Source organism: Rhodococcus sp. 06-221-2, from assembly GCF_002258365.1.
In the GTDB taxonomy this organism is placed as follows: Bacteria; Actinomycetota; Actinomycetes; order Mycobacteriales; family Mycobacteriaceae; genus Rhodococcoides; species Rhodococcoides fascians.
Genome location: NZ_NOYJ01000025.1, coordinates 1 through 16,225, shown reverse-complemented (window position 1 = coordinate 16,225; position 16,225 = coordinate 1). Strand labels below are relative to the sequence as shown.

The window sequence follows — 16,225 nt, the reverse complement described above, 5'->3', positions numbered from 1 at the left end:
TGCCGGGTTCTCGGGGGCTCGTGTCCCACACCCCGCGCGTCCCCGAGCCGTGTCCTCGAAGTCAGGGCGGGGGCAGCGTGGGTGCCCCACCGCGCGTTCGGCCCGGCAGGCCGCCGAGCACCACTGCGGCGATGACGGCAAGGATTCCCAGGGACTCGAGCAGCGTCGGCACCTGGGTCAGCACCACGGCACCGACGACAGTCGCGGTCGCGGGCAGCAACGCCAACAGCAACGCGAAGCGAGCCCGACCCACTCGGACCAGGACGTACTGGTCGAGAACGTACGGAACGACGCTCGACAGCAATCCGACGCCCAGGCCCAGAACCCAGATGCGCCAGTCGCTCAGAACGTCGGTGTGCGCGAATGCGAACGGTGCGAACAGCGGCACGGCGAGAACCACCGATGCGATTCCGAAACCGGCAGCCATGTCGTCGAGCCCCTGCCCGGCGTCGGCCACGGACTTGCCCAGCACGATGTACGCCGCCCACAGAGCCGCCGAACCGAGCGCGAACGCGATTCCGATCAATCCCACCTCGCCGCCCTCGAACTGAGCCGACGCGATGGCAGCAACGCCGGCGACCACCAGAACGACCGCGAGTGCATCGGTGAGCTTCCGAGATCCTGCTGCGGCGACGACGATCGGGCCCAGAAACTCGATGGCGACCGCCGCACCCAGGGGCAGCCGAGCGATGGCCTCGTAGAACATCACGTTCATGCCGATGGTGGCTGCTCCGAACGCGGCAGCGGTCACCGCGCGTCGTACCGTCCATACGGATCCGGCACCGCCGCGTCGACGCCACGGCCTACGCCAGGTGATCAGGACGACAGCGGCACCGAAGCCCCGCAGCCAGGCCACCGCAGCCGGGTTCACCGTGTCGAACAGGAACACTCCGATGGCCGCACCGACGTACATGCATACGGCACCGATCACGAACAGCGACGGGATACCCAGCCTCGAAGCGCCGGACAGCGAGAGAGAAGTCGAAGCCACACCGGGACCCTACTGCCGCCACCCGTCCGATTCCCTATCAGCTGTCAGCGAACAGGATTCACGACGTTCCTGCTCGTAGGACATGTTTCGTGTTAGTGACAACACAAAGAAACGCGCTCGGGAACAACGCGTGACCGCCATACGTCTGACAGAGTGAACGAACCGCGCCATACCGACGCGGCGGACCGGCCCCAGGCGAACGGGACATACCCGCAAGCCAGTACGGAGGAGTCATGCCCGGAACATTGACCAGCCCACAATTGACAGCAGCGGACCGGTGCGACCGGTGCGGTGCAGGGGCTCGCGCGCGTGTCGTGCTCTCGACCGGTGGAGAGCTTCTCTTCTGCGGTCACCACGCCACCGAGCACGAAGCCCGCTTGCGTGAAGTGAACGCAACGGTGATGACCGAATCGGACTCCACGGTGTAACCCACCGACTCGTCGGGGGACGCCAGTTCGCCACAGCTGTACCGATACAACTGCATCAACGCACGATCACAACGACGGACGGTCTCTGGACCGTCCGTCGTTGTCGTGTCACCGACACAGTCCGCCGGCAGCACTCGTCCGTCGGGTGCTACATCTTGCGCAACTGCGCGATTCGCTCACCCAGCTGCTCAGCCGATGCCATCGCCGTCGGCGGGCCACCGCAGATTCGACGCAGATCGCCGTGAATGACGCCGTGCGGCTTCCCCGTCCGGTGGTGGTACACCGCAACCAAACTGTTCAATTCCCGCCTCAGGCCGGCCAACTGGCCGGCACTGGTGGCCCTGTCGTTGACGACGGCAGGCGCGGGGACCGCCGGGCCCGCAGCGGGTTTGTCGATCTGCTCCTGCTGACGCTGGCGAAGCAGGTCGCGCATCTGCGTCGCGTCGAGCAGGCCGGGGAGCCCGAGATAGTCGGCTTCTTCGTCGCTGCCCGAGAACGTCGCGGTCCCGAACGAGGACCCGTCGTAGATCACCTGATCGAGCTCGGCATCCGCGCCGAGGGAGGTGTACGCCTTCTCTTCCTCGCCCAGCTCGTCCTTCTGCTTGTTGGCGTCGGCCAGCAGCTCGTCGTCGAAGCCGTCCTTCTCGCGGTGGGGCTTGCCGAGAATATGGTCGCGCTGAGCCTCGAGCTGTGAGGCGAGGTCGAGCAGGACCGGTACCGACGGCAGGAAGACGCTCGCCGTCTCGCCCTTGCGGCGTGATCGCACGAAACGGCCGATCGCCTGCGCGAAGTACAGCGGAGTGGATGCACTGGTGGCGTAGACGCCGACGGCGAGACGCGGAACGTCGACACCCTCGGACACCATGCGAACGGCAACCATCCACCGCTGATCACTCTTGCCGAACTCGGCGATACGAGCCGAGGATGTGGGATCGTCGGAGAGGACGAGGGTCGGCGTCTCCCCCGTGATCACCTCGATCAGCTTGGCGTAGGCCCGCGCCACCGTCTGGTCGGTCGCGATCACGAGACCACCTGCGTCGGGCATACCGCCCGACCGCAACTGTGCCAATCGTGTGTTCGCAGCCAACAGCACCGCGGGCATCCAGTCGCCCTGTGGGTCGAGGGCGGTACGCCACGCCCGTGCGGTCTGTTCCGCATTCAGCGGCTCGCCCAACCGAGCGGTGTACTCCTCGCCTGCGCTGTCCCGCCACCGTGCCTCCCCGGAATACGCGAGGAAGACGACCGGGCGAACGACTCCGTCGGCGAGGGCGTCGGAGTAGCCGTACGCGTGATCGGCCTTCGACCGCATCAGGCCGTCCTGATCCGGTTCGTAATTGACGAACGGAATGGGACTGTCGTCGCTGCGGAACGGAGTACCCGTCAACGCAAGGCGTCGGGTGGCGTCGCCGAACGCTTCGCGGATGCCCTCGCCCCAGCTCTTCGCGTCACCACCGTGGTGGATCTCGTCGAGGATCACCAGAGTCTTGCGGGCCTCCGTGCGCACTCGGTGCTTGAACGGATGCGAGGCGATCTGGGCGTAGGTCACCACCACACCGTGGTAGTCACTCGAGGTCTGCCCGGTCGAGTTGGAGAAGCGTGAGTCCAACGCGATGCCCACCCGCGCCGCCGACTCGGCCCACTGATGCTTGAGGTGCTCGGTGGGTGCCACCACCGTCACCTGATCGACGGTGCGGTGCGCGAGCAGTTCGGCGGCGACGCGCAGGGCGAACGTGGTCTTACCTGCACCCGGGGTCGCCACCGCCAGGAAGTCCTTGGGCGAGGCGACGAGATACTTCGTCAGCGCGCGTCGCTGCCAGGCACGTAGCGGTGCCCCGCCGGCGACGGGCGCAGCCGTCTGATCGGTGGATGGTGGTGTGGGATCGAACATGTCAGCGCTCACTGGCCGCCGGTTCCTGGCATCGATGTAAATTCCTCGCGCTCTCGGTAGCCCTGCAGTGTCCGCCGAGGAGCCTATCGCTCCGTACCGACGGACCCCGCATCGCTGGGGTGATGTCGGACGCGACACGGCGCGTCGGTCGTTAGGCGAAGTCGGCATCGGTCAGGAATGCTGGAGGCACCATGAGCGAGTCTGCAGGCCCAACTCCCACGCCGCCGCGATTGTCGGCGAGAAACCCGCTACGTGCGGTGTGGAAAGTGACTCTGCGCACGCTCGGCAAGGCCTGGGACGATTCGATCTTCAGCAAGGCCGCGACCGCCGCCTTCTGGCAGACGCTGTCGCTACCGCCCCTTCTGCTCGGGGTGCTGGGCAGTCTCGGTTTCGTCGGAGGATGGTTCGGCCCCAACACCGTCGACATCATCGAGTCGAAGATCATCACCTTCAGCAACACGCTCTTCAGCAGCAGTGTCGTCGATCAGATCATCGCGCCGACCGTCCGAGACGTACTCGCACAGGGCAGTGGCGAAATCGTCTCGGTCGGCTTTCTGCTCTCGCTGTGGGCGGGCTCGTCGGCGATCTCGACGTTCGTGGACTCCATCGTCGAAGCACACGGACAGGCCGACGCTCGAAATCCCGTCTGGCAGCGGTTCTTCGCGCTGCTCCTGTACGTCGGCTTCCTGATCATCGCGGTGTTCGTGCTTCCGCTCGTCGCACTCGGACCGGTGTACGTCCAGCAGATACTGCCCGATTCGTGGCTGACCGTCGGCAGCGAACTCGTCGACTTCCTGTACTACCCGGCCGTCGGCTTGCTGCTGATCATCGGCCTGACCACGTTGTACAAGCTGGCGTTGCACACGTCACTGCCCTGGCATCGTCTGCTCGGCGGAGCACTGCTGGCCGGGGTGTTCTTCATGATTGCCAGCGCCGTACTCCGCCGGTACCTGACCTGGGTCACCAGCACCGGCTACACCTACGGTGCGCTGGCAACTCCGATCGCGTTCCTGCTCTTCACGTTCTTTCTCGGCTTCGCCGTGGTCCTCGGAGCCGAGTTCAACGCGACGATCCAGGAGTTCTGGCCGGCCAGAGCAACCCGAATGGATCAAATGCGTGAGTGGCTCGCAGCGCAGGCAGCGGCGGACGACAAGCCGTCGGGACCGGTGACCGCGGTAGCGCGGCGTCTGGCCACAGGCCCGATCAAAGTGGTCGGCGATCGGCAGCGATCCGACCGGCCCGAACCGTCTCAGTGACGGTCGGGCCCAGCGGAGTCACCGTCGAACGTGAGCCGTCACTCGCCCTTCTTGAGGCCCTCGTAGACCTTCTTGCAGTCCGGGCACACCGGTGAGCCCGGTTTTGCAGACTTGGTGACCGGAAACACCTCGCCGCACAGCGCTACCACATGGGTACCCATGACGGCGCTTTCGGCGATCTTGTTCTTCTTGACGTAATGGAAGAATTTCGGCCGGTCATCATCGGTGGTTTCGTCCGGAGCGATGTCGGGACGGTCCTTCGTCTGAGTGCTCATGAACACAGATTAATCCGTCGCCACACTGTGTTCGAACCGGTCGCACAGCTCGTCGTATGCAATCTGTGAGCGGTAGTGCCACAGTGGAGGTATGACGAGAACCCCAGGGTTCGACGGAAGCGCGTACAGCGACTCGCCGGATGGGCCCGTCCTGATCACCGAGGCGCAACAGTCGGTGGAAGAGCAGCACAAAGCGCGTGTCCGCAAGTACATGTTCATCATGTCCTTCCGCATACCGGCCTTGGTGCTCGCTGCACTGGCATACGGAATGTGGATGAACCCATGGATATCCATGGCGATCGTCGGTCTGTCCATTCCGCTCCCATGGATGGCGGTGTTGATCGCGAACGATCGGCCGCCGCGTACCAAGGACGAAATGAGCCGGTACGACTACCGGACCATCGACAGTCCGGCCATCGAATCGAGCAATCACCGCGTGATCGAAGCCGGCGAGGACTGACAGGAAGCCGACAGGCGGTGCGACACTTGCTCGGTGAACGCACAGATTTCTCCGTCCCCACTGGTCGCTGCCGCCGCTGCCCTCCGTGAAGCCTTCGATCGCGCGGGTTACGACGCCGACGGCGTCCTGAGGTTGCTGGGCTCCGACGTCCACGCCGCACTGGGACGCAGCGAACCGGTACCGGTCCGCAATGCGAGCCTCGGCGGCGGAGATCTGGGTGTCTTGGTGCGATTGTTCCTGCTGGTCGACGACTGCCCCGAGGACGAGGTCGCGGCCGCTCTCGCACCGCTGACCGTCTCCGAAGCCATCTCGGCCGGCATTCTCACTCGTACCGGATCCACGGTGCGCACCCTGCTCGACATCCGGCCCCTCGACGCCGGGCACGGAACCCGGTGGATCGTCTCCGATCCCGACGGCAGCATGCGCGTCGCCGACACGGCCACCGATCATGTGCTCGGCGTCGGCCAGGCGTCGCTGTCGTTGTTGCGCGGTACACCGACCTCGCCAGTGGACACCGTCCTCGACGTCGGAACCGGATGCGGCGTCCAAGCCGTCCACGCGTGCGACTACGCAACGACAGTCACCGCGACCGACATCAGCCCGCGTTCGATGGATCTGGCGGCAGCGACGACGGCCCTCAACGGTCTCGACGTCGAATTGCTGCACGGTTCGTGGTTCGAGCCGGTGGCCGGACGTACGTTCGATCGGATCGTCGCCAATCCCCCGTTCGTCGTGGGACGCGCCGAGGTACTGCACTCGTACCGAGATTCCGGCCTCGACCTCGACGGCGCGAGCGCGTTGATGATCGCCCAGGCACCCGAGCACCTCACCCTCGGTGGGACTGCTGCCATCCTCGCGTCGTGGGTGCACATCGAGGGCGAGGACTGGCGTACGAGAGTGGCGTCCTGGCTTCCCGCCCACGGCGTCGACGCCTGGGTGGTCGAGCGTGACGTGGCAGACCCCGCTCTGTATGTGGGCACCTGGATGCGCGACGGCGGTTTGGACCCGCGCGACTTCGATTCGGCCGCGGTGGCCCAGTCCTGGCTCGATCATTTCGCCGCCGCGGGTGTCGAGGGCGTCGGTTTCGGGTTCGTCTATCTACGCAAGACGGACTCTCCGACGGACCTGCTCGCCGAGGAGTTGACGCACGGGTTCTCCGACCCGCTCGGGAACGAGTCGCTCGAGTATTTCTCTCGGCTCGAGTGGCTCCGTGACAACGACATTCTCGACTCGGTACTGACTCTCGACCCCAACACCGCGCTCGAACGAGTGTTTCTTCCCGGCGACGAGGGCTGGGCTCCAGTGGCGATCCGTGTCCACCGGGGAAACGGACCACAGTGGCAGCACGACGTCGACGAGCTCGGTGCCGCGCTTCTGGCGGGCCTGCGTCCGGATGGGCTCGCGGTGGGCGAACTGGTCGAGCTGCTCGCCGCCGCGCACGGTGAGGATGCCGACGAACTGGCGGGGCATGCGGTGACGCTGATGCAGGGTCTGGTGCGGCACGGACTCGTGTTGCCGGCGCGCTGAACGGACCTGGGGCTGCGCTGCCGTTCCCGCTGCGAACGTTCTCAGCAACTTCTCAGGACGGACCCGCCGTATTCCCTGGTCAGGCGGGTATCACAAGGATCGGCGTGGGAACTTATCGGAGCGTCCCGAGCGTTGAACCTGTGAGACACCACCGACCAGGAGGCAAGTCATGACCAGCCCCAGCACCACGATTCGTCCGCGGCCCACCGATGCCGATCTGGACGCCCAGAGCCCAGCAGCCGATCTCGTTCGCGTGTACCTCAACGGCATCGGCCGCACCGCGTTGCTGACGGCTGAAGAAGAGGTCGACCTGGCCAAGAGGATCGAGGCAGGTCTGTACGCCAAGCAGGTTCTCGAGAACACGAAGCGGTTGAGCGCAGTCAAGAAGCGCAACTTGGCCATCATCGTGCGGGACGGAAGCGCGGCGCGCAGCCATCTGCTCGAAGCAAACCTCCGGTTGGTCGTCTCGCTCGCCAAGCGCTACACCGGTCGCGGAATGCCGTTGCTCGACCTGATCCAGGAGGGCAACCTGGGCCTGATTCGCGCCATGGAAAAGTTCGACTACGCGAAAGGCTTCAAGTTCTCGACCTACGCAACGTGGTGGATCCGTCAGGCCATCACTCGCGGCATGGCAGATCAGAGCCGAACGATTCGGCTCCCTGTCCACCTCGTCGAGCAGGTCAACAAACTCGCCCGGATCAAGCGGGAGCTGCATCAGCAGCTCGGACGCGAGGCAACCGACGAAGAGCTGTCGAGTGAATCGGGCATCGCAGTCGAGAAGATTGCGGATCTGCTCGACCACAGCCGGGATCCAGTCAGCCTCGACATGCCGGTGGGTAGCGACGAGGAAGCGCCGCTGGGTGACTTCATCGAGGACTCGGAAGCCACGTCCGCCGAGAACGCCGTCATCGCCGGGCTGCTGCACAGCGACGTTCGCGTCGTGCTCGGCACCCTCGACGAACGTGAGCAGCAGGTCATTCGTCTGCGCTACGGCTTGGACGACGGCCAGCCGCGCACCCTCGATCAGATCGGCAAGCTCTTCGGACTGTCTCGCGAGCGCGTGCGTCAGATCGAGCGCGAGGTGATGGTCAAGCTTCGCCAAGGTGACCGCGCCGAGAAGTTGCGTTCGTACGCCAGCTGATTCCGGTTCTTCGACCGGTGGAGCGACGGTGACCACTCCCGTTCGCGCCATCCCACGCGGTGGCCGAACCGACGTCCTTTCCCCTCGGGACGTCGGCTCGGTCGCCGCTTGTCTCGTTTTCGGCGACACAGTCCTCGTCAACGCAATCGTCGGGGACCCAGGTCTGCCTTCGTCGGTTCGGGCCCGATTCGTACTCGCGCATCGGTGATGTATGCGCCGTCGGCGGATGCCAGCACCGGTTCGCAAGAAATCTCCCGGATGTCGGGAATGTCCTCGGCCAGCGCAGATATGCGCTGGACGAGGTCGATCAACGCACTCTTGTTGACCGGCACGGCGTTTCGGTAGCCCGACAGCAGCGGAGCAGCCTTCGGCGCGTCGATCAACTGTGCCGCTTCGTCCTCGGTCAACGGCAGCACCCGGTAGGCACGGTCGCCCAACAGATCCGAGATCACTCCGGCCAGACCGAACGAGATGAGCGATCCGAACGACGGGTCGTCCTGAACCCGCACCACGCAGCCGATTCCCTTGACTGCCATGCGCTGGACGTGCAGTAGCGGCTCTCCGGATTCGGCCGCCAGGTTGCGGTATGCCACACGGACTGCCGAGGCGTCGGCGACGTCCAAGCGAACACCGCCCAGATCGGGCCGGTGCCGCCACCGCTTCCCTGTCGCCTTCACGGCAACCGGGTACCCCAGTTCGTCGGCCGCCGCGACGGCCTCGTTCTCGTCGGTGACGGCGCGGAACGCCACGACGTCGAGGCCGTAACAGGCCAACAGCTCGGCAGTCTCGAAATCCGACAGCCAGCGCCCTTGGCCACCTGCCGAACGCCAATCCCGGACCAGCTGCTTGGCGCGATCGCCGTCGATGCTCTTGGGCCGAACCAGATTCGACACCGGCCGCGAGCGCCACGACGAATACCGCCACGCGGCGGCGAGCGCCGCCACGGCTCGTTCAGGGCTCGAGTACGACGGAACCGAGCCGCGAACCGGGTGCCCACCGGGCCCGCGTACGGCCAGCACATCCGGAATACCCTCGGTGGCAAGGAATGTCGACAGCACCGGCTTGTCGGACCCACGGACCGCATCGCCCAGCGCAGTCGCGAACGGCTCGACCTCGACCGCAACCGGGGGCACGAACACGACGATCACTGCATCGATGTCGGAGGCTGCCAGTGCCGACGAGACGGCTGCGGCAAAATCCTCCGGACCGGCCTGCGGTCCGACGTCGGTCGGGATATCGGCATGCAAGCCTTTGGCGCGAGCGGCGTCGACGGCCAGGACTCCCAGGGCCGTGGAGTTGCCCACGACGGCCACGCGTGGGCCGGCCGGCAAGGGTTGGTTGCCGAACAGTACTGCACAGTCGAACAGTTCGGAGATGGTGTCGACCTGGATCACTCCGGCTTGGGCGAACAACGCTCGGACGATGGAATCGTCGATGTCGGCACCGATGGCGTGTGCGGGTGGTACGGCTCCGCGGCCGCTCTTGACCGCGATGATCGGCTTGCTGCGCGCGACCCGTCGAGCGATTCGGGTGAATTTGCGGGGATTTCCGAAGCTCTCCAGGTACAGCAGGATCACCTCGGTCGCCGGGTCGGAGTCCCAGTACTGCAACAGGTCGTTGCCCGAGACGTCCGCTCGGTTGCCGGCAGAGACGAACGTCGACAGACCCAGTCGGCGATTGGCTGCCTCGTCGAGAATTGCGATGCCGAGTGCGCCGGACTGGCAGAAGAAGCCGACGTTGCCCGGGGTCGGCAGATGCGGTGCCAATGTGGCGTTCAACCCGAACTCAGGGTCGGTGTTCGCGACGCCGAGCGCGTTGGGCCCGATCAATCGCATCCCGTGGGCACGGGCGGCGAGCACCAGCCTGCGTTCGCTCTCCTGCCCCGCTGGCCCGGTCTCGCCGAATCCACCCGACACCACGAGCAGTGCTTTGACACCTTTGTCCAGGCAGTCGTCGAGCACTGCGTCGATGGCATCGGCCGGAACTGCAGCGATAGCAAGGTCGACCGGGTCCGGGATGTCGTGCACGGTGGCGTACGCGCGGACACCGCGCACCGAGCGGTGGTCGGCGTTGACGGGGTACACCGGGCCCGTGAAGTTACCGGCGAGCAGGTTCGCCAGCACCGCGTTGCCCACCTTGGAGCTGTCGGTCGATGCGCCGATGACGGCGACCGATCGAGGGCTGAGTACGTTGCGAACGCTACGGGCCTCGGCCGCGCGCTCGCGAGAGTTCCGCACCGACAGCAACGCCTCGCTCGGATCGATGGCGAATTCCAGCCGTAGAACACCGCCCTCGAAGGAACGGCTCACCTGATATCCGGCCTCCCGGAACACGGTGACCATGTTGCGGTTTTCGGCCAACACCTCGGCGACGAACATGTTGACGCCGTTCTCGGCGGCCGCACCCGCGAGGTGCTCGAGCAGAATGGGTCCGAGTCCGCGGCCCTGGTGGGCGTCGGCGACGACGAATGCAACCTCGGCCGAGTTGCCGTCGCCCTCGGGTAGCCGCTCGTACCGGCCGACCGCGATGATGTCGTCGCCCAGTACTGCAACGAAGGCCACACGGTCGTGATGGTCGACAGTGGTGAAGTTCAGAACGTCCCGCTGCGGCATCGTCGGATAGGGGCCGAAGTACCGAAGGTATCTGGTGCGCTCCGACAGTCGTCCGTGAAAAGCCACGATGGCCTCGGAGTCCGAGGGCACGATGGGCCGCAGGTGCACGACGCCGCCGTCCGACGTCAGAACGTCGGCGACCCAGTGCCGCGGAAATTCTGTTTCCGCGCGCTCTCGTGCCAGTTCCTTGCTGCTCTTCTCGTCTGTCGCGGCGGCCTGTTCGGCGGCCGGATCGGTACCGGTGGAATCAGTCACGCGGGTCCTCCGGATCGAGTCCGAGCAGCGGAAACACTGCTCGACGAGTGGCGATGATGGCCGAGTCGACGCGTTCGAGTGCCCGGTCGGTGCCGTCCGTTCCGGCCAACGATCCGCCGGGACCGTCCCAGGCGGGATAGTCGACATCCCCACCGTCGCCCATGGTCTGGGGCAGATCCACGCTCGGTGCCATGGTTCTCACTCGCTCGCGCCAGGTGTCGGGTAGGGGTGCCATCGGATCGATGTCGCGGCCGAGGGCAGCGGCGATCAGATAAGTCCAGGCCCGTGGAACCACCCGAACGAGGCCGTACCCGCCTCCCCCGACGGCCAACCACCGTCCCTCCGAGTAACGGTCCGCAAGGTCGCGCATCGCCAGGAAGGCCGCGTTCTGCCCGTCGACGGTGAGCGCGAGATCTGCAAGCGGATCCTCGCGGTGACTGTCGACGCCGCATTGACTGACGATGATCTGCGGCCGGAACGCTCCGATCGCGCCCGGAACGATCGCATGAAATGCACGGAGCCAGAGCCGATCCGCGGTACCGGGCAGCAGCGGGACGTTGATCGAGGAACCCTCGCCGCGTTCGGTTCCTACCTCCGTCGACCATCCGGTGTTCGGCCACAGTGTTGCCGGGTGCTGATGCAACGAGACCGTCAGAACCCGAGGATCACCGAGAAACGCTGCTTGGACGCCATCGCCGTGGTGTGCGTCGACGTCGATGTAGGCGATGCGATCGAACCCGTTGTCCAGCAACCACGAGATCGCGATGGCGGCGTCGTTGTAGACGCAGAAGCCCGAGGCCCAATCGGCCATCGCGTGGTGCATTCCACCGCCGATACTCACTGCTCTCCTGGCCCGCCCCGACGCGATCTCCCGCGCGGCCGCCAAGGAGCCGCCGGTCAGCATCGCGCTGGCTTCGTGCATGTGCTCGAACACCGGGTTGTCGTCGGAACCGAGACCGTGGACGACGTCGTCGGGGTCTCGGAGGGCCGGACCCTGCGACGGCGCGCGCTTGACGGCCTCGATGTACGCGCTGGTATGAAACCGCAGCAGCTCCGAGTCCGGTGCCGCCGACGGTTCGACGAGCTCTACGCCCGCCAACACACCGAGATCGGTGGCGAGGGCCATCGTCAGATCGAGCCGCGTCGGGTTCATCGGATGGTCGTCGCTCCACCGGTAACCGAGATAGTCCGCGCTCCACACGACGATGTCCTCGGGACGGTTCGGAATGGATACGGCGGCGCGTGTCGCCTGATCAGACATACGGACAAAACTACGTTGCCGCGCGGGATGGTGTTGCCCGGTTCCGGTGTTGTCTTCGGTACCCGGTTGTGACGCGCCACGGCGAGCGGCTTCCGGGGTTGTGATGCGCCGCGCCCGCCGCCATCGGGTGCAGCGCCGATTCAGAGCCGCTGACGGTAGGATCGAACCCGACGAAGGGGTTGAGTGTGAAGGATCTGGTCGACACCACGGAGATGTACCTCCGGACGATCTACGATTTGGAAGAAGAAGGCGTCATCCCGCTCCGCGCGCGGATCGCCGAGCGGCTGGAGCAGAGTGGTCCCACCGTCAGTCAGACCGTCGCCCGAATGGAGCGCGACGGTCTTCTGTCCGTCGCCGGCGACCGGCATCTGGAGCTGACCGAGAAGGGCCGCAGCCTGGCCGTCGCGGTCATGCGCAAGCACCGTCTCGCGGAGCGTCTGCTCGTCGACATCATCGGACTGCGCTGGGAAGATGTGCACGCCGAGGCGTGCCGTTGGGAACACGTGATGAGCGAGGAGGTCGAGCGCCGGTTGGTCACCGTGCTGAACAACCCGACGACCTCGCCCTACGGTAATCCGATCCCTGGTCTGGCGGAGCTGGGTCTGGGTCAGACGACACTGGCACCGGAGGCTCTCATTCGTCTCACCGACGTCCCGCTCGGCGAGCCTACGGCGGTCGTCGTTCGCCGCTTGGCCGAGCACGTTCAGTCCGACCCCGAGGTCATCGCTCAGCTACGCGAGGCGGGCGTGGTCCCCGATGCCCGGGTTACAGTCGAAGCCAAGCCCGGGTCGGTGACGATCACGGTGCCAGGACACAGTGGTGTCGACATATCCGACGAAATGGCGCATGCCGTTCAGGTGAAGAAGGTCTGATCTCTTCCCACGGACGGCCTCTGCCGCGTGTGAGGGAGATCGAACAGTGAAGCTTCTCGTTACCGGTGGTGCAGGGTACGTCGGCAGTGTGTGCGCGGCGGTACTCGACGAACGCGGCCATGAGGTCGTCGTCGTGGACAACCTGTCCACCGGTAATCGGGATGCCGTTCCCGCCGGGGTCACTTTCGTCGAGGGTGACATCAAAGACGTCGCGGCGGAAGTATTGACGGGCGGCGACTTCGATGCAGTTCTGCACTTCGCAGCGCAGTCGTTGGTGGGCGAGTCGGTTGTGTCGCCGGACAAGTACTGGAGTGGGAACGTAGTGACGTCCCTGGCTCTTCTGGACGCGATCCGGTCCTCCGGCACCCCCAAGTTGGTGTTCTCCTCCACCGCGGCCACCTACGGCGAGCCCGAGAAGACTCCCATCACCGAGGACGACCCCACACGTCCCACCAACCCGTACGGTGCGACGAAACTCGCGATCGACCACGCCATCACCTCGTACGCAGCGGCCTACGGTCTCGCCGCTACCAGTCTGAGGTACTTCAACGTGGCCGGCGCGTACAAGGGTTTCGGTGAGAACCGCGTCGTCGAGACCCATCTCATCCCCCTCGTATTACAGGTCGCCCTCGGTCAGCGAGAGAAGATCTCGGTGTTCGGCACGGACTGGCCCACTCCCGACGGCACAGCCGTCCGCGATTACATCCACGTCGCCGATCTCGCCGAAGCGCACATCCTCGCCGTCGATGCCGCCCAACCCGGTCGGCACTCCATCTACAACCTCGGCAGCGGAACGGGATTCTCCGTCGACGAGGTCATCTCGTCGTGCAAGCGCGTCACCGGACTGCCCATTGCCGTCGAACATGCGCCTCGCAGGCTCGGTGATCCGGCCGTACTGATTGCATCGAGCGCCCGTGCCGTCGAGGAACTGCACTGGACGCCGGAGTTGACCGATCTCGATCGCATCGTGTCCGATGCGTGGGACTTTCTGCAGCAGCTCGGCGACCGTTCTCACGCGGCTCGCTGAGCAGACTCCAGATCAGCGCCGACCGAACGGGTCGCCCGGTAGCCGAATGCCACAGGCTCGCGCACAGGCGAACCCACTCTCGGCGACTTCGCGAACCAGGGCAGGACTGGCACCGACACCGAGCGACCGGTCCAACAGCGACGCCAAACTGTGGGAGCTGTCTGCCTTCAGGGCCGCATCGATCGCGATTCGGGCCATCGGCCCGTCTCCTCGCACGTAGGCGCTGAACGCGAGAAGTGTTGCTGCTATTGCTCTTTCGCGGTTCGGAACCACACGGACGAGGTGCGCCCAGAATTCCTCGACGATATCTGCATCCTCACCGAGAGTCAGTGCCAGCACCGCGTCCCGGACCTGCACATGCCCGATCGCGACGGCGACCCGCGCGAAGTCGGTGGTCTCGAGCTCGGAGTCGTATGGAGACCGCGCGAGGTAGGACAACACCGCTGTCAGGTGGTCGGTCAGCGACAGTGCACCGCTGCGCCGAAACTTTGCCATCTCGGCGGCGACTGCCTGCACCGTCTCGACCGGGCCGGGTGCGATGAATTCGGCGAGCTCGTCTCTCGAGCGTCGCACCGGATAGCCGTCCAGCACTCTGGCCACCGTCATCGGCGATGCCGTCGGATCGGCTATACGACCGTGCTGCCGTGGTCCCTGTAGCGACCACCAGTGCGCGGCATCGGCAATGGCCGAGGTTGCGAAGGCGGCTTCGAGCCGCACACCGAACGTCGGGAGGGTGACCTCGAGCTCGTTCACCAGATCCTGAACGTCGAGTGTGTAGTGCGTTCGCTCGTTGCGGCCGAGTCTGTCGTCGACGAACACAGCGATCACCGAGACGATGTTCTCGAATGCGCAGTAGCCCGCCAGGTAGTCGATGACGTCGAGCATGTCCGGCGTGGCGCGAGTGTCGCTACCCGCACGTCGATCGGTGTGTTCGCCGGCCAGCACGAGGTCGTGCCGCATCGTCGGGCCGATGCTGGTGCCGCCGTCCTCGAGCGCGATCAGCACCATCGATCGATGGGGATCGAAGCCGAGCATCGCCGGGATCGCGGCCAACAGTTCGCTCGCGTCACCGATCCGTACGCGGTGTCGACCGGAGAAGGGGTCGTGGGAGTTCGTCGGTGTGTACATGCCTCGAAGTCTTACGAGGCTCCGTGGTGCCTTCCCGGCTCGACCAGGGGCCGAGCAGCACCCTGTGCATGCCGGACTAACTGTGGATGAAACGGCGTCCACCCGCCACCGCCGAGCGGATCGTGTCGGTCCGCTCTGCTAGAGAGGCCGCCACTCCGGCGGGAGAACGTCAGCTCTGGTTCACCTTCTGCACCGCGGCCGTGAACAGCTCGTCCAGCGTCATCGCATCGGGTGTGGCGGACCCGAAGGACATGAATGTCGCCGAGATCCGCACGCCGTCGACCTGCGCCATCAGGGTCAACATCGACTGGGTGACGGCATCCCCGCCGGTGCCCGACGAGACGGTCTGTCGCACGGCGAGTGTGTCGTCAGCGTCTATCGGCGGTGCGGGTGTCAGCGTGGACGTGACCGTGGAGGTGGCACCGGACTTGGTTGCGGTCACTTCGCCGCACTGTTCGAGCTGCTCTTTGCGCGCCGAGAGCGGCTGGTCGACAGCGGTCAGTTCGATGGAGATCGTGGATCGACTGTCGTTGTCGGTGCCGACGATCATCGCCGTACCGGTCGGGCCGAAGTCCTGGTCCGCTGGTTTGCACCCTGCCGGGCTGACCTCGGCGCCGGCCGGTATTCCGCTGAGATCGGGAGCGGCCTGCGAGATGGCCTGCTGGGGCAGAACCAACGCGTCGTACGGGGCCGGGAAGCTTGCCGGGTCGATGAGCAGTGTGTTCAGGTCCGTGCCGGGCTGCGATGCGGTGGTGCCACCGGCAGTGGGCTCGGCTGTTCCGGTGACGGTGGAGCTGCACCCCACCAGCACGAATGCTCCGATCGCCGCCGACGTGGCAGCGATGGTCAGGCGGGTCTGTGCGGCGCGGCTCACGTGAAGTCCTCTTCGAGTTCGTGGGGACGCCGCAGCGAGCGCTTCGGCGTCCCCACCACTGTCTCATTCCACCTACCTCGAACGCGGCAGGCGAGCTACGGCAGTGTCGTCGGTGTCAGTTCCCGCGGGCTATCCATTCTTCGAGGTGCGGGGACTCGTCCCCGATACTCGTTCCGTCTCCGTGCCCGGTGTTGACTCGGGTCTCGGCGGGCAACGCGAACAATCGATCC

The 16,225-nt window shown here is 65.7% G+C and carries 14 protein-coding genes and 1 pseudogene; 7 read left to right on the top strand and 8 right to left on the bottom strand.

Annotation, left to right across the window (positions count from 1 at the left end; all coding sequences use genetic code 11):
* Positions 1 to 61 precede the first annotated feature (61 nt).
* A complete protein-coding gene (locus CH281_RS12700) occupies positions 62 to 991 on the bottom strand; it encodes an EamA family transporter (protein WP_027496885.1) in 930 nt (309 codons plus the stop codon).
* A 233-nt stretch (positions 992 to 1,224) separates the two neighbouring features.
* On the opposite strand from CH281_RS12700, the gene CH281_RS12695 reads away from it, so the two are divergent.
* Entirely contained in the window at positions 1,225 to 1,419 is a 195-nt protein-coding gene (locus tag CH281_RS12695; RefSeq protein WP_027496884.1) for a DUF7455 domain-containing protein, read from the top strand.
* A gap of 148 nt (positions 1,420 to 1,567) precedes the next feature.
* On the opposite strand, the gene CH281_RS12690 is transcribed toward CH281_RS12695, so the two are convergent.
* Positions 1,568 to 3,307, bottom strand: coding sequence for a DEAD/DEAH box helicase (locus CH281_RS12690; protein WP_027496883.1), 1,740 nt, complete (start codon positions 3,305 to 3,307; stop codon positions 1,568 to 1,570).
* A 191-nt stretch (positions 3,308 to 3,498) separates the two neighbouring features.
* Here CH281_RS12690 and CH281_RS12685 point away from each other — a divergent pair, with 191 nt between their 5' ends.
* Positions 3,499 to 4,563, top strand: coding sequence for a YihY/virulence factor BrkB family protein (locus CH281_RS12685; protein WP_045841788.1), 1,065 nt, complete (start codon positions 3,499 to 3,501; stop codon positions 4,561 to 4,563).
* A gap of 38 nt (positions 4,564 to 4,601) precedes the next feature.
* Here CH281_RS12685 and CH281_RS12680 read toward each other — a convergent pair whose 3' ends face one another.
* Positions 4,602 to 4,838, bottom strand: a complete 237-nt coding sequence (locus CH281_RS12680; RefSeq protein WP_027496881.1) for a DUF3039 domain-containing protein — start codon at positions 4,836 to 4,838, stop codon at positions 4,602 to 4,604.
* A gap of 91 nt (positions 4,839 to 4,929) precedes the next feature.
* Here CH281_RS12680 and CH281_RS12675 point away from each other — a divergent pair, with 91 nt between their 5' ends.
* The 3 genes from CH281_RS12675 (at position 4,930) to CH281_RS12665 (ending at position 7,966) form a co-directional block, all read left to right on the top strand.
* Positions 4,930 to 5,298: a DUF3099 domain-containing protein gene (locus CH281_RS12675; protein ID WP_027496880.1), complete on the top strand. Its 369-nt coding sequence runs from the start codon at positions 4,930 to 4,932 to the stop codon at positions 5,296 to 5,298.
* A 45-nt stretch (positions 5,299 to 5,343) separates the two neighbouring features.
* The gene (locus tag CH281_RS12670) at positions 5,344 to 6,825 is read left to right on the top strand and encodes a N5-glutamine methyltransferase family protein (protein ID WP_094694586.1); all 1,482 of its coding nucleotides are present in this window, start codon (positions 5,344 to 5,346) and stop codon (positions 6,823 to 6,825) included.
* A gap of 169 nt (positions 6,826 to 6,994) precedes the next feature.
* On the top strand, positions 6,995 to 7,966 hold the full coding sequence (locus CH281_RS12665; RefSeq protein WP_027496878.1) for a sigma-70 family RNA polymerase sigma factor: 972 nt from the start codon (positions 6,995 to 6,997) through the stop codon (positions 7,964 to 7,966).
* Between the two features lie 137 nt (positions 7,967 to 8,103).
* Here CH281_RS12665 and CH281_RS12660 read toward each other — a convergent pair whose 3' ends face one another.
* A complete protein-coding gene (locus CH281_RS12660; RefSeq protein ID WP_094694584.1) occupies positions 8,104 to 10,761 on the bottom strand; it encodes a bifunctional acetate--CoA ligase family protein/GNAT family N-acetyltransferase in 2,658 nt (885 codons plus the stop codon).
* 64 nt (positions 10,762 to 10,825) lie between these two features.
* Positions 10,826 to 12,094, bottom strand: coding sequence for an acetoin utilization protein AcuC (locus tag CH281_RS12655; RefSeq protein ID WP_048318380.1), 1,269 nt, complete (start codon positions 12,092 to 12,094; stop codon positions 10,826 to 10,828).
* Between the two features lie 185 nt (positions 12,095 to 12,279).
* On the opposite strand from CH281_RS12655, the gene CH281_RS12650 reads away from it, so the two are divergent.
* Complete coding sequence (locus CH281_RS12650; protein WP_027496875.1) at positions 12,280 to 12,966, top strand: metal-dependent transcriptional regulator; 687 nt, start codon at positions 12,280 to 12,282, stop codon at positions 12,964 to 12,966.
* A gap of 46 nt (positions 12,967 to 13,012) precedes the next feature.
* A complete protein-coding gene (galE, locus tag CH281_RS12645; protein WP_027496874.1) occupies positions 13,013 to 13,993 on the top strand; it encodes a UDP-glucose 4-epimerase GalE in 981 nt (326 codons plus the stop codon).
* A gap of 12 nt (positions 13,994 to 14,005) precedes the next feature.
* On the opposite strand, the gene CH281_RS12640 is transcribed toward galE, so the two are convergent.
* From CH281_RS12640 to CH281_RS27335, 3 genes and pseudogenes are all read right to left on the bottom strand, one after another.
* Entirely contained in the window at positions 14,006 to 15,121 is a 1,116-nt protein-coding gene (locus tag CH281_RS12640) for a DUF4192 domain-containing protein (protein WP_032365048.1), read from the bottom strand.
* A 169-nt stretch (positions 15,122 to 15,290) separates the two neighbouring features.
* Positions 15,291 to 15,965: a DUF5642 family protein gene (locus CH281_RS12635; RefSeq protein ID WP_371129016.1), complete on the bottom strand. Its 675-nt coding sequence runs from the start codon at positions 15,963 to 15,965 to the stop codon at positions 15,291 to 15,293.
* Between the two features lie 145 nt (positions 15,966 to 16,110).
* Positions 16,111 to 16,225: pseudogene (locus tag CH281_RS27335) on the bottom strand (MBL fold metallo-hydrolase); the annotation flags it as partial.